The sequence below is a fragment of the Streptomyces sp. NBC_01013 genome (genome assembly GCF_045162765.1).
In the GTDB taxonomy this organism is placed as follows: Bacteria; Actinomycetota; Actinomycetes; order Streptomycetales; family Streptomycetaceae; genus Streptomyces.
The window spans coordinates 1,446,251-1,470,081 of record NZ_CP108687.1 but is presented as its reverse complement, the minus strand read 5'-3'; the positions used below and the strand labels follow the sequence as shown (position 1 = coordinate 1,470,081).

The 23,831-nt window shown below is 71.7% G+C and carries 19 protein-coding genes and 1 pseudogene; 13 read left to right on the top strand and 7 right to left on the bottom strand.

Annotated features, from left to right (window positions below):
• Nucleotides 1–19 precede the first annotated feature (19 nt).
• The 9 genes from OG538_RS06310 (at nt 20) to OG538_RS06270 (ending at nt 13,347) form a co-directional block, all read left to right on the top strand.
• Entirely contained in the window at nt 20–3,790 is a 3,771-nt protein-coding gene (locus OG538_RS06310; RefSeq protein ID WP_406090998.1) for a S8 family serine peptidase, read from the top strand.
• Nucleotides 3,791–3,930: 140 nt separating this feature from the next.
• Nucleotides 3,931–5,511: a protein phosphatase 2C domain-containing protein gene (locus tag OG538_RS06305; RefSeq protein ID WP_406090996.1), complete on the top strand. Its 1,581-nt coding sequence runs from the start codon at nt 3,931–3,933 to the stop codon at nt 5,509–5,511.
• 123 nt (nt 5,512–5,634) lie between these two features.
• Nucleotides 5,635–7,377 carry a pyruvate dehydrogenase gene (locus OG538_RS06300; protein WP_406090994.1) on the top strand — a complete coding sequence of 581 codons (1,743 nt, stop codon included), beginning with the start codon at nt 5,635–5,637 and terminating at the stop codon, nt 7,375–7,377.
• A gap of 88 nt (nt 7,378–7,465) precedes the next feature.
• Nucleotides 7,466–8,641: an NAD(P)/FAD-dependent oxidoreductase gene (locus OG538_RS06295; protein ID WP_406090992.1), complete on the top strand. Its 1,176-nt coding sequence runs from the start codon at nt 7,466–7,468 to the stop codon at nt 8,639–8,641.
• Between the two features lie 81 nt (nt 8,642–8,722).
• Nucleotides 8,723–9,061, top strand: coding sequence for a (2Fe-2S)-binding protein (locus OG538_RS06290; RefSeq protein WP_406090990.1), 339 nt, complete (start codon nt 8,723–8,725; stop codon nt 9,059–9,061).
• On the top strand, nt 9,042–10,496 hold the full coding sequence (locus OG538_RS06285) for an NAD(P)/FAD-dependent oxidoreductase (protein ID WP_406090988.1): 1,455 nt from the start codon (nt 9,042–9,044) through the stop codon (nt 10,494–10,496). The genes OG538_RS06290 and OG538_RS06285 overlap by 20 nt, the downstream gene beginning before the upstream one ends.
• 65 nt (nt 10,497–10,561) lie before the next feature.
• Nucleotides 10,562–11,470, top strand: a complete 909-nt coding sequence (locus OG538_RS06280) for a dihydrodipicolinate synthase family protein (protein ID WP_406090986.1) — start codon at nt 10,562–10,564, stop codon at nt 11,468–11,470.
• A gap of 83 nt (nt 11,471–11,553) precedes the next feature.
• On the top strand, nt 11,554–12,555 hold the full coding sequence (locus OG538_RS06275; protein ID WP_406090984.1) for a proline racemase family protein: 1,002 nt from the start codon (nt 11,554–11,556) through the stop codon (nt 12,553–12,555).
• Between the two features lie 69 nt (nt 12,556–12,624).
• Nucleotides 12,625–13,347, top strand: coding sequence for a GntR family transcriptional regulator (locus OG538_RS06270; protein ID WP_406090982.1), 723 nt, complete (start codon nt 12,625–12,627; stop codon nt 13,345–13,347).
• A 238-nt stretch (nt 13,348–13,585) separates the two neighbouring features.
• On the opposite strand, the gene OG538_RS06265 is transcribed toward OG538_RS06270, so the two are convergent.
• Together OG538_RS06265 and OG538_RS06260 are read right to left on the bottom strand one after the other, a co-directional pair.
• Nucleotides 13,586–14,086, bottom strand: a complete 501-nt coding sequence (locus tag OG538_RS06265; RefSeq protein WP_406090980.1) for a DinB family protein — start codon at nt 14,084–14,086, stop codon at nt 13,586–13,588.
• Between the two features lie 38 nt (nt 14,087–14,124).
• Nucleotides 14,125–14,258 (bottom strand): annotated as a pseudogene (locus OG538_RS06260) (SAM-dependent methyltransferase); the annotation flags it as partial.
• An 81-nt stretch (nt 14,259–14,339) separates the two neighbouring features.
• Between OG538_RS06260 and OG538_RS06255 the strand changes: the two are divergent.
• Both OG538_RS06255 and OG538_RS06250 read left to right on the top strand, forming a co-directional pair.
• Nucleotides 14,340–14,948 carry a helix-turn-helix domain-containing protein gene (locus OG538_RS06255; protein ID WP_406090978.1) on the top strand — a complete coding sequence of 203 codons (609 nt, stop codon included), beginning with the start codon at nt 14,340–14,342 and terminating at the stop codon, nt 14,946–14,948.
• A 619-nt stretch (nt 14,949–15,567) separates the two neighbouring features.
• Nucleotides 15,568–17,955 (top strand): M9 family metallopeptidase, encoded by a 2,388-nt coding sequence (locus OG538_RS06250; protein ID WP_406090976.1) that lies wholly within the window; start codon nt 15,568–15,570, stop codon nt 17,953–17,955.
• Between the two features lie 44 nt (nt 17,956–17,999).
• On the opposite strand, the gene OG538_RS06245 is transcribed toward OG538_RS06250, so the two are convergent.
• Nucleotides 18,000–18,389 carry a barstar family protein gene (locus OG538_RS06245; RefSeq protein ID WP_406090974.1) on the bottom strand — a complete coding sequence of 130 codons (390 nt, stop codon included), beginning with the start codon at nt 18,387–18,389 and terminating at the stop codon, nt 18,000–18,002.
• Nucleotides 18,390–18,487: 98 nt separating this feature from the next.
• Nucleotides 18,488–18,880 carry a ribonuclease domain-containing protein gene (locus tag OG538_RS06240; protein WP_406090972.1) on the bottom strand — a complete coding sequence of 131 codons (393 nt, stop codon included), beginning with the start codon at nt 18,878–18,880 and terminating at the stop codon, nt 18,488–18,490.
• Between the two features lie 429 nt (nt 18,881–19,309).
• On the opposite strand from OG538_RS06240, the gene OG538_RS06235 reads away from it, so the two are divergent.
• Nucleotides 19,310–19,708, top strand: a complete 399-nt coding sequence (locus OG538_RS06235) for an ATP-binding protein (protein WP_406100005.1) — start codon at nt 19,310–19,312, stop codon at nt 19,706–19,708.
• Between the two features lie 52 nt (nt 19,709–19,760).
• Here OG538_RS06235 and OG538_RS06230 read toward each other — a convergent pair whose 3' ends face one another.
• Nucleotides 19,761–20,840 carry a DUF2637 domain-containing protein gene (locus OG538_RS06230; protein ID WP_406090971.1) on the bottom strand — a complete coding sequence of 360 codons (1,080 nt, stop codon included), beginning with the start codon at nt 20,838–20,840 and terminating at the stop codon, nt 19,761–19,763.
• A 227-nt stretch (nt 20,841–21,067) separates the two neighbouring features.
• Nucleotides 21,068–21,916, bottom strand: a complete 849-nt coding sequence (locus OG538_RS06225) for a (2Fe-2S)-binding protein (RefSeq protein WP_406090969.1) — start codon at nt 21,914–21,916, stop codon at nt 21,068–21,070.
• Nucleotides 21,917–22,061: 145 nt separating this feature from the next.
• Between OG538_RS06225 and OG538_RS06220 the strand changes: the two genes are divergently transcribed.
• Nucleotides 22,062–22,823: a GntR family transcriptional regulator gene (locus tag OG538_RS06220; protein ID WP_406090967.1), complete on the top strand. Its 762-nt coding sequence runs from the start codon at nt 22,062–22,064 to the stop codon at nt 22,821–22,823.
• Nucleotides 22,824–22,917: 94 nt separating this feature from the next.
• On the opposite strand, the gene OG538_RS06215 is transcribed toward OG538_RS06220, so the two are convergent.
• Nucleotides 22,918–23,703, bottom strand: a complete 786-nt coding sequence (locus OG538_RS06215) for a hypothetical protein (protein WP_406090965.1) — start codon at nt 23,701–23,703, stop codon at nt 22,918–22,920.
• Between the last annotated feature and the right edge of the window lie 128 nt (nt 23,704–23,831).

Sequence of the window (23,831 nt, the reverse complement as noted above, 5' to 3'; positions counted from 1 at the left end):
GTTTTACATGGGGAGAGCGATGCGTCCGATATCGCGTACGGCACTGGGGGCGGCCACCGCCGCCGTCCTCGCCGTCACGGTGATCGCACCGTCCGTGGCAGCGCCACAGGGCGACGCGACCGCGAAGAGACCGCTGACCGGCACTGCGGCAGCCGCCGCCGAGGGGAGCAGACCGGTCACGGTCACCCTGGTCACCGGCGACAAGGTGCTGGTGAGCACCGACAGTTCGGGGAACGCCTCGGCCGCCGCACTGCCCCGCGAGGACGGCACGGCCCCCCTCGTACAGACCCGCCGCTCGGGCAAGGACCTGTACGTCTACCCGGACACCGCGGTGAAGGCGCTCGCCGATGGCACCGTGGACGAGGAACTCTTCAACGTCACCGGGCTCATCCGCCAGGGTTACGACGACGCGCACGCGGACTCCGTACCCCTGATCGCGACCTACTCCAAGGACGCCGCGCGCAGCGCCCCCGTCACCCCGCGCGGTGCCGAGCGAGGCCTCGCGCTCCCGGCCATCGACGGTGTGGCGCTCAAGGCCGACAAGAAGCAGACCGCCGGATTCTGGTCGGAGGTCACCGGAACCGGCCGGTCGCGCTCCGCCGCCGGGCTGAAGAAGCTCTGGCTGGACCGCAAGGTCGAGGCCAGCCTGGACCGCTCCACCAAACAGATCGGCGCAGATCTCGCCTGGGCCGCCGGCTACGACGGCAAGGGCACCAAGGTCGCGGTCCTGGACACCGGCGCGGACGCCGAACACCCGGACCTCAAGGGCCGGATCGCCGAGTCGAAGAACTTCACCGACTCCGACACCACCGACGACCGTCAGGGGCACGGCACCCACACGCTCTCCACCGTGGGCGGCACCGGCGCGGCCAGTGGCGGAAAGAAGAAGGGCGTCGCCCCCGGCGCCGATCTGCTCGTCGGCAAGGTGCTCAACGACAGCGGCTCCGGTGACTCCTCCTGGATCATCGCGGGCATGCAGTGGGCCGTCGACCAGAAGGCCGACGTCGTCTCCATGAGCCTGGGCAGCCAGACCCCCACCGACTGCACGGACCCGATGAGCCTGGCCGCCCAGGAACTGGGCAAGAGCAAGGACACCCTGTTCGTCATCGCGGCCGGTAACGCGGGCCCCTCCCTCAACACGGTCTCCTCGCCGGGCTGCGCACCCAGCGTGCTCACCGTCGGAGCCGTCGACCGCGACGACTCCACCGCCCAGTTCTCCAGCCGCGGCCCCGCGATCGGCGCGCACACCCTCAAGCCCGAGATCGCTGCCCCCGGCGTCAACATCTCCGCCGCCGCGGCAGGCGGCCGCGGCGTCTACGCGTACCAGTCGATGTCCGGTACGTCGATGGCCACCCCGCACGTCGCGGGCGCCGCCGCCATCGTCAAGCAACGCCACCCCGACTGGACCGCCCAGCAGATCAAGGCGGCCCTCGTCTCGTCCGCGAAGAGCGACATCCCCGGTGACGTACGCGAGACCGGTGGCGGCCGGCTCGACGTCAAGGCCGCCATCGACACCACGCTCACCGGCGCTCCCGCGGTCCAGGGCGGCACGTTCAACTGGCCGCAGGACAAGTCGGACCGCACCACCGTGCAGATCCCGTACACCAACACGGGCGACAAGCCGGTGAAGCTCTCGCTCACGCTCCAGAGCATCACGGGCAACGACGGGTCGGCCGTCCGGTCCTCCGTCGCCGCGCTCGCCGCGAAGAGCGTCACCGTGCCCGCCGGGGCGACGGTCGAGGTCCCGCTGAAGCTCGACCCGACCGCCCGCCTCCAGGACAGCCAGTACGGCGACGTCACCGGCCGGGTGCTGGCCACCGCCGCCGGCGGGGCCAAGGTCTCCACCCCGTTCTCGCTGTACGTGGGCGCCGAGACGGTCACCCTGCGCGTCAAGCTGATCGACCGCAACGGCGAGCCCGCCACGGGCTCGTCGTCGCTGGACGTCATCGGCACGGACACCGCCACCGGTGAGCGCCGCTTCAACGACGGCTCCATCGACCAGGTGTACCAGGTGCGGCCGGGCGCATACTTCATCTCCAGCTTCATCGTCTCGGCCGACCCCGAGGACACCACCGGGCGGCTCGCCGAGTCGGTCGGCTACCTGGCCCGGCCCCAGCTGAACGTCACCAAGGACACCCTTCTGGTACTGGACGCCCGCAAGGCGCACCGGATCAAGCTGAAGACCGAGGACCGGACCACCGAGACCCGCAGCGCCACGCTCGCCTTCGGCCGCAGCTGGGACGACGTCTGGCTGCACTCCGGATCGATCGCCGGCAGCACCGTCATCAAGGACTACCTGGTCGACATCCAGGGCAAGGCCCGTGACGGCGACTTCGAGTTCGACAGCTTCTGGCGCGCCTACGCCCCGCAGATCGAGAAGCTCGCGGTCGTCGGCGGGGCCACCCTGCACCCCACCCCCGCTTCCTCCGGTTCCGTCAACCTCGACGGAACGGGCCAGGCCGCCCTCGTCGACGCAGGCACCGGAACCCCCGATGAGCTGAAGGCCGCCGACGTCTCGGGCAGGATCGCCCTGGTCGAGGTCGCGGACGACGGTCTCATGGCCGTCCAGGCGCGCAACGCCAAGGCCGCCGGCGCCGTGGCGATCATCGCGCACCGCCCGTCCGCGGGCCCGTGGAAGCCGTCCGTCGGATACGGTGCGGCGCCCCTGCCCTCGCTCGGCATCCAGGCGGACGAAGCGGCCGCTCTGGCCGCCGCGCTCGCCGCCGGACCGGTGAAGCTGAGCTGGAGGGCCACCGCGTCCAGTCCGTTCGTCTACAACCTGGCCTTCCCCGAGAAGGGCACCGTCTCCTCCGACCGCACGTACAAGGTCAGGGACAGGGCGCTCGGCACGGTCGAGTCCACCTATGAATCGATGGGTGTCACGGCCGACTTCGTGGACACTCTGCTCGTCACCACGCCCTACGGTGCCCGGCTCGGCATCGGCACGTTCGACAGCGTGGCCGCACCCGGAAAGCGGACCGAGTACTACTCGGCGGGCGACAGCACCTGGCAGCAGGCGCTCTCCTCCAGCTTCCCCTGGGGCGAGTTCATGATGGACACGCTCCGTACGTACAAGGCCGGGGCGAAGCGATCCGCGAACTGGTACCGGGGCGTCCTCGTCCCGTCCGCGCCCCGCGACGACCAGGGCAAGGAACAGCTTGCCGCCGAACGCCAGGACAATCTGATCGGCGTCGCCCCGGGCTTCTGGAGCGACACCGAACACGGCGGACTGCAGGGCTCGTTCGGGGACATGGGCAACATGACACTCACCAGTGGTGGCCAGGTGCTCGGTCAATCCGGCTGGCCGGCCGGGGTCTTCACCGTCCCGGCCGAGGACGCCGCGTACGAGCTCACCATGATGACCATGAAGACCGGTCAGCCCGCTCAGGTGTGGAAGCGGTCCACCCGGACCGAGACCACCTGGAAGTTCCGCTCGCACCGCGACGAGAACGCCTACTCGCAGGGCATCCCGCTGCTCTTCCCGGGCTACGAGCTGCCGTCGGACGGTATGAAGACCCTTGCCGCGACGGACGGTCAGCGGATCGGACTGAGCGTCTCGGGCCACGCCGGCTACACGCCCGGCAAGGTCACCGCGGCCAAGGTCTCGTACTCGTACGACGAGGGCGGCACCTGGACCGAGGCCACCACCACGCAGCACAACGGCCGTTGGACCGCCACCGTGAATCATGCGGAGGCGGCCGGCAAGCCGGTGACCCTGCGTACCGAAATGACGGACTCCAACGGCAACTCCGTCGTCCAGACCGTGACCGACGCCTACGCCGTGCGCTGACGTCACGTCACCCGACCGGTCCGCCGGGCGTCCTTCCCGTGGGGGGTGGGGCCGCCCGGCGGACCTTTTCCACGACGGGACTCGGTCACTATTTCCGGATGTCCCGTTTTCGCACGGCCTCCGCGGTGGACAATAAGGGCATGAGTCAGCAGGGGGAGAGGCCCGCCGCCCACGAGGACGACTGGTGGCGCAGGCTGTACGACGAATCCGCCCCGGACACCGGGGCGAGCCATGCGGCCGACAGTCTCGATGACCGTTTCGACTCGGCGGCGGGCGCGGTGGGGCCCGACGGCAGCGAGGCCCACCAGACCGCTGCCGCGGTGCCCGGACCGAGGGCGGCACCTTCCACGATCGCCCGAGAAGCGGACGCGTCGCCTGCCCCGCCGCCCGAGACGGCCACGCGCGCCCCGTGGGAGCCACTCGCCGACCTCCCAGGACCTCGTACCTTCGCCGGGCCGCCACCGGCTACCGCTCCCACACCACCACTGCCTCCCGCGCCCGAAGCCCCGCCACCCCCCGCCGACCCCCGCATCGCCCAGAGCCTCCCGGCCGGGCAGGATGCCGAGCCGCCGACGCCGGCCGATGCGCCGACCGTCGTGTCCCGCCGGCCCGTCGCACCGGACGGGGCGGTGCCGCCGCTGCCCAGGCGCCCGGTCGTCGAGCGGCCCGACGACGCCGTTCCGGCCGGACCCCTTCCGCTCACGGAACCGGTCCCCCTCCCCGAGGCGGCGCCGCCGCGTCCCCCGGTCGCCCACGTGGGCCCCAGGCCGCCCACGTACGACGCCGAACCCACCGCGCTGCCGGCGAGCGACCCCCGCGAACTGCACGGGCTCGTCGCCGACACCGTGCTCGACGGCGCCCGATACGGCACGTACACCTTGCGAGCCGCTTCCGTACGGGGTGACTCCGCCCGCTTCCGGGGCGAGCTCCGGCGCGACGCGCTGCTCACCGCGCGGTTCGGCACCGCGGAGGGCGCGCTCGTCCTGGTCGCCGTCGCGGGCGGCGACCGGTCGTCCGAGCACGCGCATCTGGCCGCGGCCGACGCGTGCCGCTGGATCGCGGAAGCCGTCGGCCGCAGTCACGCCCGGCTCTCCGACGACATAAGGGCGGGCCGCCGCGGCGATCTCAAGGCCGGGCTGCACCGGCTCACCGACCGCAGCTACGGCAGACTGCGGGCCCGCGCCGCCGAGCTCGGCCGCGACCCGCACGCGTACACGACGGGTCTGCGCTGCCTCCTGCTGTCCGCCGATCCCGAATGCCGCACCCGGGTCTTCTTCGGCGTCGGCGGCGGCGGGCTCTTCCGGCTGCGGAGCGGCGGCTGGCAGGACCTCGAACCGATCGTGCCGCAGACGGGCACGCTCACCGGCGAGGCCGCGACCGGCTTCAACTCCGAAGCGCCCGAGAGCGGCCCCGAGGGCGACCGGCTGACCATGGACCTGGGGGTGACCACCGCACCGCCCCCGTACATCGAGGACCCGGTCCCGCCGCCCGCCGAGCCGTTCCGCTTCCGTGCGTCGGTCGCCCGGCCGGGCGACACCCTGCTGCTCTGCAGCCCCGGCCTCGCCGAGCCGTTGCGCGGCGAGCCCGCGCTGGCCGAGGAGCTTGCCGAGCGCTGGGCACCGGCGGAGGCGCCCGGTCTCGGTCAGTTTCTCGCCGACACCCAGCTCAGGGTGAAGGGGTACGCCGACGACCGGACGGCGGTCGGCGTCTGGGAGGCGTAATCACGTGCGCCGTGGGTTGATGGACTCCGGAGAACCCGTCCTGGCGAGGTTCTGGTGCCTCGACTCGCCGGGACCGCCGTCAGCCGATCGTGCACGGAGCACAGGCAGAGGGAGTGCGCACCCATGGCCAAGCAGAACGTGTCGGAGCAGTTCGTCGACATCCTCGCCCGGGCGGGCGTCAAGCGCCTGTACGGGGTGGTCGGCGACAGTCTCAACCCGGTCGTCGACGCGATCCGCCGCAATCCCGACATCGACTGGATCCAGGTCAGGCACGAGGAGGCAGCCGCGTTCGCCGCGGGCGCCGAGGCGCAGATCACCGGCGAACTGGCGGCCTGTGCCGGGTCGTGCGGTCCCGGCAACCTGCACCTCATCAACGGCCTCTACGACGCCCACCGGTCCATGGCGCCCGTCCTCGCGCTCGCCTCGCACATCCCGTCGGGCGAGATCGGACTCGGCTACTTCCAGGAGACCCATCCGGAACTGCTCTTCCAGGAGTGCAGCCACTACAACGAGATGATCTCCAACCCGCAGCAGATGCCGCGGCTGCTCCAGACGGCCATCCAGCATGCGGTCGGCCGCGGCGGTGTCGCCGTGGTCTCGATGCCCGGCGACGTGGCCTCGCAGCCCGCACCGGAGAAGTCCATCGAGCACGCCCTGGTCACCTCCCGGCCCACCGTGCGGCCGGGCGACGCGGAGATCGAGAAGCTCTGCCGGATGGTCGACGAGGCCAAACGGGTGACGCTGTTCTGCGGCAGCGGCACGGCGGGCGCACACGCCGAGGTCATGGAGTTCGCCGAGCGGGTGAAGGCCCCCGTGGGCCATGCGCTGCGCGGCAAGGAGTGGATCCAGTACGACAACCCGTACGACGTCGGCATGAGCGGGCTGCTCGGCTACGGCGCCGCGTACGAGGCCACGAACGAGTGCGATCTGCTGATCCTGCTCGGCACGGACTTCCCGTACAACGCCTTCCTGCCCACCGATGTGAAGATCGTCCAGGTCGATGTGCGCCCCGAGCACCTCGGCCGCCGTTCCAAGCTCGACCTGGCGGTCTGGGGCGACGTCCGCGAGACCCTGCGTTGTCTGACCCCCCGGGTGAAGGCCAAGAGCGACCGCAAGTTCCTCGACCGGATGCTCAAGAAGCACGCGGACGCGCTGGAGGGTGTGATCAGCGCGTACACCCGCAAGGTCGACAAGCACGTTCCGATCCACCCGGAGTACGTTGCCTCGGTCCTGGACGAACTCGCGGACGAGGACGCGGTCTTCACCGTCGACACCGGCATGTGCAATGTCTGGGCCGCCCGCTATCTGACGCCGAACGGCAAGCGCCGGGTGATCGGTTCGTTCAGTCACGGCTCGATGGCGAACGCGTTGCCGCAGGCCATCGGCGCGCAGTTCACCGACCGCAACCGGCAGGTCGTCTCGATGTCCGGGGACGGTGGATTCACCATGCTGATGGGGGACTTCCTGACCCTCGTCCAGTACAACCTGCCGGTCAAGGTCATCCTGTTCAACAACTCCTCGTTGGGCATGGTCGAGCTGGAGATGCTGGTCGCGGGACTGCCGTCGTTCGGTACGACCAACAAGAACCCCGACTTCGCGGCCGTCGCGCGGGCCTCGGGGGCGTACGGAGTCCGCGTCGAGAAGCCCAAGCAACTGGAGAGTGCCCTCAGGGACGCCTTCAAGCACAAGGGCCCGGCACTCGTCGACGTGGTGACCGACCCGAACGCCCTCTCCATCCCGCCGAAGATCAGTGCGGACATGGTGACCGGCTTCGCACTCTCGGCCAGCAAGATCGTGCTGGACGGTGGCGTGGGCAGGATGGTTCAGATGGCCCGGTCCAACCTGCGGAACGTGCCCCGGCTGTAGAGGGCTCCGCCGGGATATTGACGGGTCGTCATGTCGGCGTCCCTGACGCCCTCTTGGCGACCTCTGAGCAATGTGACATATTACTGACGTGTTCACGAGACAGTCTTTGGACGTGGTCGTCGTCGGCGCCGGCATGGTCGGTGCCGCCTGCGCGTACTACGCCGCCCGGTCGGGACTCTCGGTCGCGGTGGTGGACAGCGGGCCGGTCGCCGGCGGCACCACCGGGACAGGGGAGGGCAACCTCCTGGTCTCCGACAAGGTGCCGGGCCCGGAGCTGGATCTCGCTCTCCTGTCCGCAGCACTCTGGCGGGAGCTGGCCGAAGTGCTGCCCGAGGAGGTCGAGTTCGAGCAGAAGGGCGGGCTGGTCGTCGCGGCGGGCCCCGAGTCGCTGGCCGCCCTGACCGCGACCGCTGCCGGGCAGCGGACGGCAGGGGTGCGGGCCACCGCAGTGGCCGCCGACGAACTCGCTTCACTCGAACCGCACTTGGCGTCCGGGCTCGCCGGAGGGGTCCACTATCCGCAGGACGCCCAGGTCCAGCCGGCCCTGGCGGCGGCGCACCTCGTCCGCGCGGCCCGCGACGCCGGAGCGAGCCTCCACCCGGGGCGGGCGGTCACGGCCGTGCTGACCGGGCCGACGGGCGCGGTGCGCGGCGTACGGACCGGCGCGGGCGACCTGCTCGCCCCGGCGGTGGTCAACGCGACGGGTGTACGGGGCGGGGAGCTGGCGGCCATGGCGGGCGTGGAGCTGCCCGTGCTGCCCCGGCGCGGCTTCGTCCTGGTGACCGAGCCGCTGCCGTGCCTGATCCGGCACAAGGTGTACGCGGCGGAGTACGTGGCCGACGTGTCGAGCGCATCGGCCGCCCTGCAGACCTCACCCGTGGTGGAGGGCACCCGGGCGGGTCCGGTCCTGATCGGTGCCAGCCGTGAACGGGTCGGCTTCGACCGGACGTTGTCCCTCCCGGTCGTCAGCCGGCTGGCTGCGGCGGCGGCCGCACTCTTCCCGGTGCTGGCCGACGCCCGCGTACTGCGGACCTACCACGGCTTCCGCCCCTATCTGCCCGACCACCTCCCCGCGATCGGGCCCGACCCCAGGGTGCCGGGTCTCTTCCACGCCTGTGGGCACGAGGGCGCGGGCATCGGACTCGCGCCCGCCACGGCCGCGCTGGTCACCGCCGCGATCCGGGGGGAGGAACCCGCCCTTGACCCCCGTCCGTTCCGCCCGGACCGGTTCGGTGTGAGCCCCCGGGCCGGTTCCCGTGGCTGATGCCGCCGCTGTGACGCCGTACTTCCCGAGAAGCCGCTGACGGTCCGGCCCCGTCCGACCGCCGACTGAGCAGGAGCCCTGGTGAGACGTCCCCGCACCCGCACGGTCGCACCGACCCCGGCCCGCCTGGCCCGAGCGGATCCCGGCCCCGCATTCGAGATCACCCTGGACGGGCGCCCGGTCCGGGCCCTGCCCGGCCAGAGCATCGCGGCCGCACTCTGGGCGGCCTCCGTCCTCACCTGGCGCACCACCCGGGTGAGCGGACGGCCGCGGGGCGCCTTCTGCGGGATGGGCTCCTGCTTCGACTGCCTGGCCACCGTCAACGGGCAGCCCAACCGTCGCGCCTGCCTGCTGCCCGCCCGGCCCGGCGACGTCGTCACCACGCAGGAGGGGAACGGACATGACGGCCCCCTCCGCTGAACCGGCCACCGCCCGGCCGGACCGTACCGAACTCGCGGTGGTGGGTGCCGGACCCGCCGGGCTGGCCGCCGCCGTCACCGCGGCCGACGGCGGACTCGACGTGGTCCTGATCGACGCCGCGGACGCGCCGGGCGGCCAGTACTACCGCGCCCCCGCGCCCGGCCTCGGCGCCACCCGCCCCGAGGCGCTGCACCACGGCTGGACGGAGTTCGCCGCACTCACCGCACGGCTCGACCGGCACCGCACGGCAGGCCGGATCCGCCACCTCGCCGGCCACCACGTCTGGGCCGTCGTACGCAGCGGAGCGGACTGGACCCTGCACGCGGTCACCGGGCCCGACGGCCGGGACCGCCCCACCACGCTCGACACCCGTCGCCTGCTGGTCGCGACCGGCTCCCACGAGCGCCAACTCCCCTTCCCCGGCTGGACCCTGCCAGGGGTCGTCGGAGCGGCCGGGGCGCAGGCCATGCTGAAATCCAGCCTGGTGCTGCCGGGCCGGCGCATCGTCGTCGCCGGCAGCGGGCCCCTGCTACAGGCCGTCGCGGTCTCACTCGCCCGAGCGGGCGCCCGGGTCCCCGCCCTGGTCGAGGCCTCCGGCTACGGGCCGTACGGACGCGCGCCCCTGGTGCTCGCCGCCAGCCCGGGCAGGATCGCGGAAGGGGCCCGGCACGCCGCGGCGCTGGCGCGCCACCGGGTCCGGCCGCTGATGCACCGGGCGGTCACCGCCGTACACGGCACCGACCGGGTGGAGGGCGTCACGGTCAGCCGGCTGGACCGCGACTGGCGCCCGCTGCCCGGTACCGGCCGCCGCATCGACTGCGACGTCCTGGCCGTAGGCCACGGTCTGGTGCCCCAGATCGACCTCGCTGTCGGGCTGGGCTGCGCCACCCGGTGCGGCACGGACGGCTCGGCCGCGCTGGAGCTCGACGAGGAACTGCGCACCACGGTGCCCGGAGTCTGGGCCGCGGGCGAGACCGGTGGCATCGGCGGAGTCCATCTCGCCCTGACCGAGGGGGAACTGGCCGCCCGCTCCATCGTCGCGGACGCGCGCGGCGGCCCGAGCACGGCCCGCACGGCGGCGTTGCTCCGGGCCCGGCGCCGGCTGCGCGCCTTCGCCGAACTGATGGGCGGCGTCCACCGGCCCGGACCGGGCTGGACCGAATGGGCCGCGGCGGACACCGAGGTCTGCCGGTGCGAGGAGGTCACCATCGGAGCGATCCGTACCGCTGTCGGTGAACTCGGTGCCGGGGACAGCCGTACGGTCAAGCTCCTCACCCGGGCCGGGATGGGCTGGTGCCAGGGCCGGACGTGCGGATTCGCCGTACGGGAGCTCGCGGGCTGCGCCGCGGAGACCGGGACCCCCGACCGCCGTCCACTCGCCTGCCCGGTCCCCCTGTCCGTCCTCGCCCGTGCCGCCCGCCCCGAGGACACGTGAGGACGCCCACCCCCTCCCACAGCCACCTGTCCGCCCCTCTTCGCCGCACCTCTCAGGGAGTCCACATGACGACGAACACCACAGCACGCACCAGCCCCTGGCGGGGCGTCATGGTCGCCACGCCTCTCACCCTGCGGGAGGACCGGTCCATCGACTTCGACGCGTACGCCGCGCATGTGCGCGACCTCGTTGCCGCAGGCTGCGACGGCGTGGTGCCCAACGGTTCGCTGGGGGAGTACCAGACCCTCACCGACCAGGAGCGCGACCAGGTCGTGCGCGTCGCCGTCGAGGCGGCCGGAGACGGAGCCAGGGTGATGCCCGGCGTCTCCGCCTACGACAGCACCCAGTCGCGGCGCCGCGCCGAGCAGGCGGCCGAGGCCGGGGCCGGCTCCGTCCTGCTGCTGCCGCCGAACGGATACGTGTGCGAGGACGAGGCAGTCCGCGCGCACTACGCCGAGGTCGCCTCCGTGGGTCTGCCGGTCGTCGCGTACAACAACCCGTACGACACCAAGGTCGACCTGACGCCGCGGCTGCTCGCCCAGCTCCACGCGGAGGGATCCGTGGTGGCCGTCAAGGAGTTCAGCGGGGACGTCCGCAGGGCGTACGAGATCGCGGAGGAGGCCCCGGGGCTCGACCTGCTGGTGGGCGCAGACGACGTGCTGCTGGAGCTCGCCCTGGCCGGGGCAGTCGGCTGGATCGCGGGCTGTCCCAACATGCTGCCCGCCGGCTGTGTCGCGCTGTACAGGGCCGCCGTGTCCGGGGATCTGGACACGGCACTGCCGCTGTACCGGCGCCTGCACCCCCTGCTGCGCTGGGACTCCAAGCCGGAGTTCGTCCAGGCCATCAAGGCGTCGATGGACATCGTCGGACGGCACGGCGGCCCCACCCGGCCCCCGCGCCTGCCGCTCGACGCCGCCGCCCTGGCCGCCGTGCGCGCAGCCACCGAGAAGGCCCTCGCCGAGGGCCTCGGCTGAACCGCCCGCCCCACCCGTAACCACAGCAGACATCCGCCGGCCCGGGCGTCGTACCGGACCGGCCGGACGACCGAGGGGGACACTTGCGCACGCGTCACATCTTCCACGCCGTGGACTCGCACACCGAGGGCATGCCCACCCGGGTGATCACCGGCGGAATCGGTACGCTGCCCGGCGCCACCATGGCCGAGCGCCGCGCCTACTTCATGGCGCACCGGGACGCGGTGCGCACGCTGCTGATGTACGAGCCCCGCGGCCACGCCGCGATGAGCGGGGCCGTGCTCCAGCCGCCGACCCGTCCCGATGCCGACATCGGGGTGCTGTTCATGGAGGTCTCCGGCTGTCTGCCGATGTGCGGGCACGGCACGATCGGGGTGGCCACGGTCCTGGTGGAGACCGGCATGGTGGAGGTCACCGAGCCGGTCACCACCGTACGGCTGGACACCCCCGCCGGACTGGTGAGCGTCGACGTCCGGGTCGAGGACGGCGCCGCCGCCTCCGTCACGCTCACCAACGTCCCCGCCTTCAGTGCCGGGCTCGGGCTCACGGTGAAGGTCCCGGGCCACGGCACCGTGCCCTACGACCTCGCGTACGGCGGCAACTTCTACGCGATGGTTCACCTGGACGACCTGGGCCTGCCGTTCGACCGGTCCCGCAAGGAGGAGCTGCTGGCCGCCGGGCTGGCCCTGATGGACGCGGTCAACGCCGCCGACCGCCCGGTCCATCCGCTCGACCCCGCCATCCACGGGCTCAAGCACGTACAGCTGATCGCCCCCGGCTCGGACGCCGCCCGCTCCCGGCACGCCATGGCCATCCACCCCGGCTGGTTCGACCGCTCGCCGTGCGGCACCGGCACCTCCGCGCGCATGGCCCAGTTGCACGCGCGGGGTGAACTCGCCCTGGGGGCCGACTTCGTCAACGAGTCATTCATCGGTACGGAGTTCACCGGCCGGCTCGTGGCCGAAACGACCGTGGGGCCGCTGCCCGCCGTCGTCCCCACCGTCACGGGCCGTGCCTGGATCACCGGGACCGCGCAGTACTTCCTCGACCCGGCCGACCCGTTCCCCGAGGGGTTCCTGCTGTGATCCTCCCAATCCGTGACGGACAACGTCACATTGTATTCTTGGGCTCCGCACGGTCCTGGAGGAACAGACATGGCCCGCCTGACGTCGCTCAACGTGATCTCGGCGCAGGAACATCTGCGCGACCAGGTGGCGCACGCGCTGCGGGCGGCGCTCATCTCCGGCGAACTGAAGCCCGGGACCGTCTACTCCGCACCGGCGCTCGCCTCCGAGTTCGGCGTCTCGGCGACGCCCGTCCGTGAGGCGATGCTCGATCTGGCCCGGGAGGGCCTGGTGGAGGCCGTGCGCAACAAGGGCTTCCGGATCACCGAACTCACCGAGCAGGACCTCGACGACTTCACCGAACTCCGCGCGATGATCGAGGTCCCCACCGTGGGCCGGATCGCGCGGATGGGCCTCACACGGGAGTTGGAGGCGTTGCGGCCGGTGGCGGTGGAGATCGTCGAGGCGGCGACGCGGCACGACATCCTGGGCTATCTGGAGGCGGACCGCCGCTTCCATCTCGCCCTGCTGGCACTGGCCGGGAACCGCCGACTGGTCGAGGAGGTCGGTGAACTGCGCAAGCGCTCACGACTCTTCGGCCTGAACAGGCTGGCCGAGTCGGGGCAGTTGATCGCCTCCGCGCAGGAACACGTACAACTGCTCGACCTGGTGGTCGCCGGTGACGCACCGGGCGCCGAGGCCTGCATGCTCGCCCACATGTCCCACATCCGGTCCCTGTGGGCCGACGGCCGGCAGGCCGGGTCCGAGCGCGCGGACGGAGAGCCCGAAGGGGTGCAGGCAGGCCAGATCTGAGTCTTTCGGGGGCCCGGGTCCGCAGCCTCCATGGCGCCTCCGGCCGGTCATCCATGATCCGGATGTGCATCGGGGGATCCTCTCAAGGCGATGTGGCGTCGCGGCGTCGGCTCCTGCGGCGCCGGCCGCCGTAGCCGCGCCGCCGCCCGGCTGCCGTGGCATCGCCGCGGAACGGAGGGAGCGGCGTGGTAACGGCCGAGGTTCTGTGACCGTGTGTTTCCGTCCTGGAGAGGGCGGGTCAGCGGCCGGTCGTGCCGTCGATGAGTTCCCGGAGGATGTCCGCGTGGCCCGCGTGCCGGCCGGTCTCCTCGATCATGTGGGCGAGTGCCCAGCGGACGCTGGGAGCGGGGCGGTCCGGCCGCGGTCGGGGGACCGGTTCGCCGAGATCGGCGCACCCGTCGAGAACGTCGTTCGCGCGCTTGACCGCGTCTCGGTAGCGGGCGACGACCTCGGCCACGCTGTCCGTCCGCGCGGCGCTGAACGTCGCCTGCCAGTCGGTGACGTCGTCCCCGAGGAACATCGACCGCTCGACGTACGTCAGGTGGTTGAGCAGGCCGAGCAGGTTCGTGCCCGACGGCACCGCGGCCGTTCGCACCTGCGGCTCGGGGGCGCCGTCGACCTTCGTGGCGATCGAGGTCCGGAGATAGTCGAGAAAGCCGCGCAAGACCGCGATCTCACTGCTTCCGGTCCGGGGCGGCGGGGTGTCTCCGCGGCCAATGCGCCGTGTGGTGCTGGGCAACTGTGGTCGCCTCCCTTCATGGGGGACCGGCCGCCGTGTCAGGCGGTGCGGCGGATGAGGAGGACGTGGTCGGTGACCTCGGCGGTGTGCCCGCCCGGTCCGGCCGCGATCCGGCGGGGGCGTCGGCCCGCTCTACCGTCCATGTCTCCGGGGCCAGGCCGATACCGGCGCTCCTTGCGTCAGTAGGTGTTCAGTCTTGGCAGGCACACCACGGCTTGGCACGGAATCTTGCGGTAATGGCAAGGTGGGCCCCATGGATCCCAGGACGGACGACGACGTGCTCGACGCGGTGGGGTCGCGGCTGCGTGCGCTGCGTCGTGACCGCGGCATCACACTCGCCGACCTCGCGGCGACGACCGGCGTGTCGGAGAGCACCCTGTCCCGGCTGGAGAACGGGCAGCGCCGGCCGAGCCTGGAACTGCTGCTGCCGCTGGCCCGTATCTACGACGTTCCGCTGGACGACCTCGTCGGTGCCCCGCGCACCGGCGACCCCCGGCTCCATGTCAAGCCGATCAGCCGGTTCGGCATGACCTTCGTGCCCCTGTCCCGGCGACCGGGTGGTGTGCACGCGTTCAAGATGATCATCCCCGCCCGGCCGGAACCACTCGAACCGACCCCGCAGACCCACGAAGGCTTCGAGTGGCTCTACGTGCTCAACGGACGCCTGCGACTCGTCACCGGCGAGCGAGACCTGACACTGCGGCCAGGTGAGGCAGCCGAGTTCGACACGTCCTTGCCGCACTGGCTGGGCAGCGCCGACGGCGGCGTGGTTGAGCTTCTCATCCTGTTCGGTCTGCAAGGGGTGCGTGCGCACGTACGCACCGAACCTCATCGGTCGTCTCAAGCCGGGAGCCGACGGTGAACTGAGCGTGTCGGACCAGTCGGCGTACTCCTCCGAGCCGACCACCGCGACGTCCCCGGTAGGCAGCTCCTCGGCGAGCGCGGTGAAGACCATCGCCTCGCACTGCTTGCGGGCGAACTGCCCGGTCCGGGTCGTGTCGAGGACGGCCGTGCGCCAGTTCTGGGTGGTGAAGGAGATGCCGGGCCCTTGGCGGGCTCCTTCAACCCGTTGAGCAGCGTCGTCCCGCCGCCGTCGCGGTCCTCCAGCAGCCGGTTGAGCCCCGCCCGCTGAGCGGCGCTCATGCGGTCGTCAATGCCCGTGCAGATCGAGGCGCTCACCCAGGTGCGGATCTTCGAGGCCATCTCGGCAGGGTGCCCTCCGGCGGCTCCGCCTCACGCCGGACGAAGTCCACCACCATCTCCGGACGGTCCTCCAGCGCCGGCGTGCGCGGATGAATGCGCTCAACGCCTTCCAAGGACATGTGACATGTGCCATTGTACAGGCGGCCGCAGTCGAGGTCGTGCTCATGTCACGGGCGGGTTCATGGAGTGAGCCCGGTCATGAACCGGCCGCCCGGCTCCGGCCGCACCATCCCCCACGCCGCGCAGCGTCGCGCGGCCCCACCGCTGGGAGGCGGCACGTGAAGAACCGTCTGGTTCGACAGAGATTAACCGGCTTGTCCACCGTGGCCCTGGCGGCCTGCCTGGGTGTCGGCATGCTTGCCGCACCGAGCCGGGCCGCCGAGCCCCGGCCCTCCATATCGGCAGCCGGCAGTGCGACTGCCGCCGCGGGAGGAGCTGTTGGGCCCGTGGCACCCGAGCCGGGCGGCCCCGCCGCTCAGGCCCTCACCGCACCCGCGCAGGACGCCGGCCACATGAGCGTCACCGCTCTGAAGCCATCCGACCGGGCCCCGCAGACCGCGTCCCAGGACGCGCTGAAGCGCGACTACGACGACCCGCGCGCCTCCGTGCCGAGCCACCCGGCCCCGTCGATGAAGGCGAAGGCCCGCTCCGCCTCGAAGGCCGCCGGACTCGCTCCGGCCGCCGCGTGCTCCGTCACCGACTTCACGAACCGCACCGGCAGCGCCCTGGTCCAGCAGGTCAAGTCGTCGACGACCGACTGCGTCAACACCCTGTTCGGAGTCAAGGGCAATGACGGCTACCTCGCCTTCCGCGAGGCCCAGATGGTCAGCGTCGCGGACGCCCTGCGCGACGGCTCTGCCGCGTACCCGGGTGACAGCAGCACCGGAATGCCGCAGCTGGTGCTCTTCCTCCGAGCCGGCTACTACGTGCAGTACTACGACCCCGGCACCGTCGGCTCCTACGGTGCCCCGCTGCGCACCGCCATCCAGGGCGGCCTCGACGCGTTCTTCGCCTCCGCCCACTCGCGCGACGTCACGGACGCCAACGGCGAGACCCTGGCCGAGGCCGTCACCCTCATCGACAGCGCCGAGCAGAACGACCGCTACCTGTACGTCGTCAAGCGGCTGCTCGCCGGCTACAACTCCTCCTACGACAGCTCCTGGTACATGCTCAACGCCGTCAACAACGTCTACACCGTGACCTTCCGGGGGCATCAACTGCCCGCGTTCGTCAGCGCCGTCCAGGCCGACCCGAGCCTGCTCGACTCGCTCGCCGGATTCGCCCGCGACCACCTGGCCCTGCTGGGCACGGACCACGCGTACCTGACCTCCAACGCGGGGCGCGAACTGGGGCGCTTCCTCCAGGAGGAACCGCTGCGGCCGAAGGCCCGTCCGCTCGTCATCGATCTGCTCGGCCGTAGTTCGCTGACCGGGCCCACCGCGCCGCTCTGGGTCGGACTCGCCGAGATGACCGACTACTACGACCGTGCGAACTGCACCGCCTACCACACCTGTGACCTGGCGGCACGCATCAAGAGCGCCGTTCTGCCCGTCCAGTACACCTGCAGCGAAAGCATCCGCGTCCTCGCCCAGCAGATGTCACCGGCCGACCTCGCGGCTGCGTGCACCAGCCTGCGCGGCCAGGACGCCTACTTCCACGAGGTGGCCCGGGACAGCGGACCCGTCGCCGACGACAGCAACACCACCATCGAGGTGGTCGTCTTCGATTCGAGCACCGACTACCGGACCTACGCCGGAGCCATCTACGGCATCGACACCAACAACGGCGGCATGTACCTGGAGGGCGACCCGGCAGCGGCCGGCAACCAGCCGCGCTTCATCGCCTACGAAGCCGAATGGGTCCGCCCCGATTTCCAGATCTGGAACCTGAACCACGAGTACACGCACTACCTCGACGGCCGGTTCGACATGGCCGGGGACTTCGAGGCCGGCGTGAGGACCCCGACCATCTGGTGGGTGGAGGGCTTCGCGGAGTACGTCTCCTACTCCTACCGTGAGGTCACCTACGACGCCGCCGTCACTCAGGCCGCCGCGCACACCTACACCCTGAGCTCCCTCTTCGACACCACCTACGAGAACGCCGACCAGACGCGCATCTACAACTGGGGTTACCTGGCGGTCCGTTACATGCTCCAGTCGCACCGCGCGGATGTCGACAGACTGCTCGGCCTCTACCGCAGCGCTGACTGGAACGGTGCCCGCACCCTGCTCACGTCCACCATCGGCAGCCGCTACGACTCCGACTGGAACGCCTGGCTCACCGCTTGCGCGGCCGGCAGCTGCGGCACCACCACCAACCCGCCGACCGAGCCCTCGGCCGAGTGCACCGCGAGTGACGTGCGCGAGCTCGGCCAGGACTGCGCCCGGAGCGGACAGCGGGCCACTCGGGGCAACTACTCCTACCTGTACCTCTACGTGCCCGCCGGAACGGCCCGGCTGAGGATCACCACGAGCGGTGGCACGGGTGACGCCGACCTCTACTACCACGCGAACGGCTGGGCGACCACGGGCGCCTACACCTCCCGGGCCACCGGCAGCGGCAACGCACACACGCTGACGGTCGAGAACCCGGCGGAAGGGCCCCACTACATCAGCCTCCACGCAGTGCAGGACTTCGACGGAGTGAAGGTCTCCACGCAGTACTGACCGGCCCCGGGGGCCACGGATGCGGCCGACCGCCTTCGTGGCCCTCAGAGCAGTCGCAGGGTGCCCGGCGCCGTCTCGGCCCGGATGATCTCCAGCAGTCGGTCGAAGAGTGTCGGCCCCGTGCCGGCCTCCGCCTGCGCCAGCTCCTGGCGCAGTCCGGGCAGGTTGCTCGGATGGGCACGGCCGAGAAGCCGGCGGAGATAGCGTGCGGTCTCCTGGTGGGCGAGTGCGCGGGCGGACAGCGTGTGGTCCCGCCACTCGATCGCGAAGTCGCCGTCGTCGGGCGTGCCCATCCCGCCTCTCAGACAGTCCGCGAAGGAGTCGAGGCCGCGGCCGAAGTAGCCGCCCGGGCCGTTCACCGCCTCGCCGATCACGTCCCAGAAGCGCTCCAGGCCGGTGACCCGGGAGCCGTCGATCACATAGGTCACGGTCATGGGGGGAGCGTACAAGTGCGTCGCTCCGGTGATCCGCGCCGCAGGTGGGGGGCTACGGCGCGGACCGGACCGGGGGTGCCGGGAGTGACCCGACGGACTCAGCAGTCGTGGTCGACGAGGTCGAAGGTCGCGTAGTGGTCGGCGGTGTAGTAGTCCTCCTGGACCTCCTCGCCCGTGACGATGCGTCGCGCTCCGCGGGTCGGGGAGCCGGGAGTGATCACGGTGTACTCGTGGTAGTAGCCGGTGCTCTGTCCGGGCAGGACGCCTTCGCGGTTCTGGAAGACGGTCCCGTCCTGGTCGTACGGGAAGGGCCCGCCGGCGTCGATGAGATCGAGGGTGTCGTGGGCCTGGGACGGCAGGGCGGAGTAGCAGATGCTGCCGACCGAGGTGGTCGAGGCGGTCGCGGACGACGCGATGGGGCCGCCGACGAAGAGTACGGACAGGAGGGCGGCGACGCCGCCGAGCGTGGTGATCCGTGGGGGGATTCGCATACCCACCATGATGACGCGCGTAGATGCGGTTCCGTCAACGCCAACAAGAGTGAATTTTTTGGGGGTTAACCGAGAAGACCGGTAAACACCGTGCTCCGGGGGCGGCCGCACGACATGGGGGCGGGGCCTCGAAAGGCCGTTCACGCGCTGACGGAGCGCCGCACGTGGTCCGGGACGGTCCGGGTGGCCTCCTCGGTGTCGATCTCAGCGACGGGGAGCCGGCGGCGCGCGGTGCCCGGTCACCGGGCCCGGGATCAGTGATTCCATCACCGACAGGGTGAGGCTGGTCAACTGGCCCGATTCCTCCGGAGGTCGCAGGAATCACCCCTTGTGATGCGTACATCAAGCGTGACAGCCCGTAGGCGGGGCATGCATTGCGTGAGCACCTTCGATGACAGGGGGCGATTCACTGTGTGGGCGGGGGAAACGATGGGGCGTCAGGATTTGGCCCGACTGCATCGCAGAGTCGGCCGTGCCGATCTGGCGGCCGTGGCGGAAGTGCGGGGCGCGGTGAGGAAATTACTACGGTACCGATGGGAGGAGGAGCCCGCGCAGGTGGCCGAGCTGCTGCTCAGCGAGCTGGTGACCAACGCGCTGGTCCACACGGGTGACGGAGCGGTCGTCGCCGTGAGCGTGGAGCCACAGAAGCTGCGCGTGGAAGTGCGGGACTTCGTCCCGGGCATGCCCTTGTCGCACGTACCGAACGCCGACGACGGTACGCACGGCAGGGGACTGGTCCTGGTGGAGAGCCTCGCGGACTCCTGGGGAATCAGCGCGCATGCCCTCGGCAAGGTGGTCTGGTTCGAGCTGGACGGCGAACGGCCCTGACGGTCCGAACGGATCGTCAGGGCGGTGTCCCGCAAGCTCGTCGTCCGATGCCTCAGCCGAACTGCTGCTCCAGGTCCTTCAGTTTCTGCTCCAGCGAGTCGAGCCTGGGCAGTGCCTGGGTGTCGTCCTCGGCGGTGAGGTCGACCGCTCTCGGATCGGTCGCGCCCAGCTCAGGGACGTCCCTGGAGTTCGGGCCGGTGACGGCTTGCAGGGATGGCCGGGGTCTCAGGGGTAGCTGACCCGGCTCGGATATGGCGGGCTCCGCGACGGGCTGCGCGGAGCCCGTCGCCGGGGCGATGGCCTGGACGTCCACCTGGGTGCCTCCGCGGCCTACCCGCCCCCAGGCCCGGTTCTGACGGTTCAGCGCCTTGATCTGCGCCCGGTCCAGCTTCTCCTGGTCCCTCCGGCGCAGACGGTTCTGCTCCTTCTCCCGGCGATCCTCGCGCACCTCGTCGACCGCTTCGTCCAGCGTGCGTACGCCCTCGAGCAGCATCAGCGACCAGGCGCCGAAGGTCTCCCGGGGCGCTCGCAGCCAACGTACGATCCGGATCTGCGGCAACGGACGGGGAACCAGGCCCTGTTCGCGCAACGCGGCCCGGCGGGTCTGCTTCAGTGCCCGGTCGAAGAGCACGGCTGCCGAGAGCGACATCCCCGCGAAGAAGTGAGGAGCGCCGGCGTGGTCCAGGCCGCGCGGTGCGTGCACCCAGTTGAACCAGGCGGCGGCGCCGGCGAAGGTCCACACCAGCAGCCGCGAACCGAGCGCCGCGTCCCCGTGGCTGGCCTCGCGCACGGCGAGGACGGAGCAGAACATCGCAGCCCCGTCCAGGCCGAAGGGCACCAGGTACTCCCAGCCACCGGAGAGGCTGAGATTCTGCCGGCCGAAGCCGACGAGCCCGTGGAAGGAGAGCGCGGCGGCGACCGCGGCACAGCAGAACAGCAGAACGTAGGAAGCGGTCGCGTACAGCGCCTCCTTGCGCCTGCGCCGGTCCTCGCTGCGTTCCCAGGTGTCGTCGGCCGCGGATGTGTCAGAGGCGCGCTTGCCGCGCGCGACCACCGCCACCGCCGCCATGACCCCCGCCAGCAGCACGGCGGCCGGAAGCAGCCAGTCAAGCGATATGTCGGTCAGTCTCATGCGCGGTCCCTTGCGTCGCGATAGGGCGTTTCGGCCGCCATCGTGCCGGGGATCGGCTCACGTACAGGCGGTTTCGGGGCAAGAGAACGCCAATGGGGTGGCGGAGTCGATGGATTCCGGCGATCTGGTCGAACGCCTTTGTGGCGCACGGGAGTTGCGTTCGATTCTCGCCACCCGTGCGGGCGGTGTGGACCCTGGGTCCGCGCCACCCCTTCGAGCGGCGCGGATCAGGGGGCGGGCGTCAGCTTCCGGACGCGGTCCGCGTCGCAGGTGCGTGGGCAGGTGACGCAGGTGTCGTCGGGCCGCAGTGTGTAGAACATGCAGCAGCTCGCCCGGTCCCGGGTGGGCAGCGACTGCCCGTCCGGTCCGGTCAGCTCACGGAAGCCCGCCGTGCCGACGTACGGCTTCGTGGTGCCAGGCAGGAGCGCCTCCAGCTCGGCCATCGCGCGCCGCTCCTCACCGAGGAGATGGGCGATGTACCAGAGGCCCTCGACGATCTCGTCCGTCGCCATGCCCCACAGTGCCCGCTTGCCGCGCCGCATCCGCGGGCCGAAGCCGTCGAGCACCGGGCCGAGGTGCTCTGCCACGGCTGCGAGTACCTCGGCCCGCAACGCGGCCTCGTCCGCCACCACGCGCGCGCCCGGCAGCTCCGCCGCCGGGTCATCGGGCAGGCAGGCGAACTCCCTTACGCGTACGGTCAGATGACCCAGGGTCCGCTGGAAGGCGACGTCCTCGACCGGGATCCGGGGCACGCGCCGGTGCAGGAACCACGGGACCGTCACCAGCAGACACGCGGGCCAGGCGTAGCGGTGCAGGCCGAAACCGGCGATCACGTCGGGCCGGGCCCGCTGCCCGTAGTCCCGCAGCACCTGCGCGTCGTCCCAGGCGAGGAAGGCGTCGAGTCCGCTGCCCCCGGCCGCGAGCTCGTGGGCGCCCACCCAGCCGCTACCGCCGGGTGCGGGCTCGCCGTCCGAGAGCGCCTCGGCGCGCAGCCCGGGAAAGACCTCGGCCAGGCGCGCGTACGCGTCGCTCATCGCCGAGGTCGTCGTGCCGGGAAGCAGAGTGGGCAGGGTCATGCAGGGACCACCGAATCGCGATCGTTTGCAGGTAAGCCTTACCTTACCCGACGCGATCGATGTTTGAACTGCAGCCTCCTCCGCCTATCGTGCACAGGAGGCGCCGCGCAGCGAGCGGCGCCCGCGACCGGCCGAGGAGGTAACCGTGGAGCAGGGCAGAGCCCGTGAGGACGCGTGGGTACCGCATGCGCCGGCCGCCTCCCTGACCGCCTCCTCGTCCCTCCGGGTCCCCGAGCAGGCCCGCGGTGAGCACACCCACAGCGAGCCGCCGGCCCCTCGGGTCGCCGTGCAGCGGCATTCCGTTCGCGGCCAGATCCTGGATGCCCTGCGCGCCGCCCTCGTCGACGGTGAGCTGATCCCCGGGCAGGTCTACTCCGCCCCGGCGCTCGGCGCCCGCTTCGGAGTCTCCGCCACCCCCGTGCGCGAGGCGATGCAGCAGCTGGCCGTGGAGGGCGCCGTCGAGGTGGTGCCCAACCGCGGCTTCCGGGTGGCCGAGCGCGGGCCCGGCGAGCTGGCCGAGCTGGCCGAGGTGCGGGCACTGCTCGAAGTGCCCGTCATGCTGCGGCTGGCCCGTACCGTGGACCGGGCCGGCTGGACCGCCCTGCGTCCGCTGGCCGACGCCACGGTCGAGGCCGCCGCCGTGGGCGACCGGGCGTGCTACGCGGAGTCCGACCGGGCATTCCACCGAGCGGTCCTGGCGCTGTCCGGCAACCAGGAACTCGTGAGGGTCGCCGACGACCTGCACCGCCGCTCCCAGTGGCCCCTGGGGCACAATCCGGCCACCCGCCGGGCGGACCTCCTCGCCGACGCCGTGGAACACACCGCGCTGCTCGACGCGCTGATCGCCGAGGACCTGCCCGTCGTGCAATCGCTGGTGCGCGAACACTTCACCGGCGCTGACCGCTGACCCCTGCCGTACGGGCCGCCCTCGTGGGGCGAGGCGGACCGGAAGCCCGGCGACCCGGCCGAGGACCGCTGACGGTCCTCGGCCGGGCCCGTGCTCAGTTCGCCCCGGCCGTCTCCGGCGCCGGGGGATCCAGGTGCGGCGCCAGCCACGTGGGTACGCCACCGAGCAGCCGGAACAGCCGGCCCGCCTCGGCGCGCAGCCGCGTCGCGGCCTCCGGCTCCGGCTCGGCGTCCGCCATCGCGATGAGTGCCGGGGCCGTACCGACCAGATAACCCAGCTCCTCCCTTATCCGCAGGGACTCCGCGAAGCCGTGCCTGGCCTCGGCCAACTCGCCCTCGCGCAGGGCGATCAGGGCCAGATGGCGCCAGGTGGAGGAGAGCAGCAGCGCGTCTCCCTGGGCCGTGGCACCCGCATGGGCCCTGCGGTACGCGGCACGGGCGGCCTGCGGGGAGTCGGCGATGTTCTGCGCGATCAGGCCCCGCCGGAAGTCGAGCAGCGGACGGCCGGGGGCGGCCGGCGCCAGGAGCGCCGCGGCGCGGCTCAGGGCCACCCGCGCCTCGTCGGCCCGGTCCCGTACGCCGAGCAGGGTGGAGGCGTAGGCGAGATAGCCGCGCTCACAGGCGGCGGCCCCGCGCTCGGCGTCGTCGTGGGCCATGGCCTCGGCCGTGCGCAGGGCGTCCTCCGCTTCGGTCCAGCCCTCCCCGGTGTAGAGACACCGCTCGGTCAGCAGCGCCGTGCGCTGCAGGGCCGCGGCCGGGTCGGTAGCGGCGTCGTGTTCGAGCAGTGCCGCGGCGTCCGTCCAGCAGGCGCGTGACCGCAGCCGCCATACCGCTGTCTGGAGCGGCGGATCGTCATCTGCTGTCGTTCCGGAACCAGACATGGCGGTATGCGCCACATTGCCCTCCCCGAGCGCGCCATCGAGCTGTTGAGTCTGGCCGCATCACAGCACGGAATGGCACGCCGGGCCAAGAGGTCGAGGCAATGTCAGGTGAAACTTTTCACAATCGG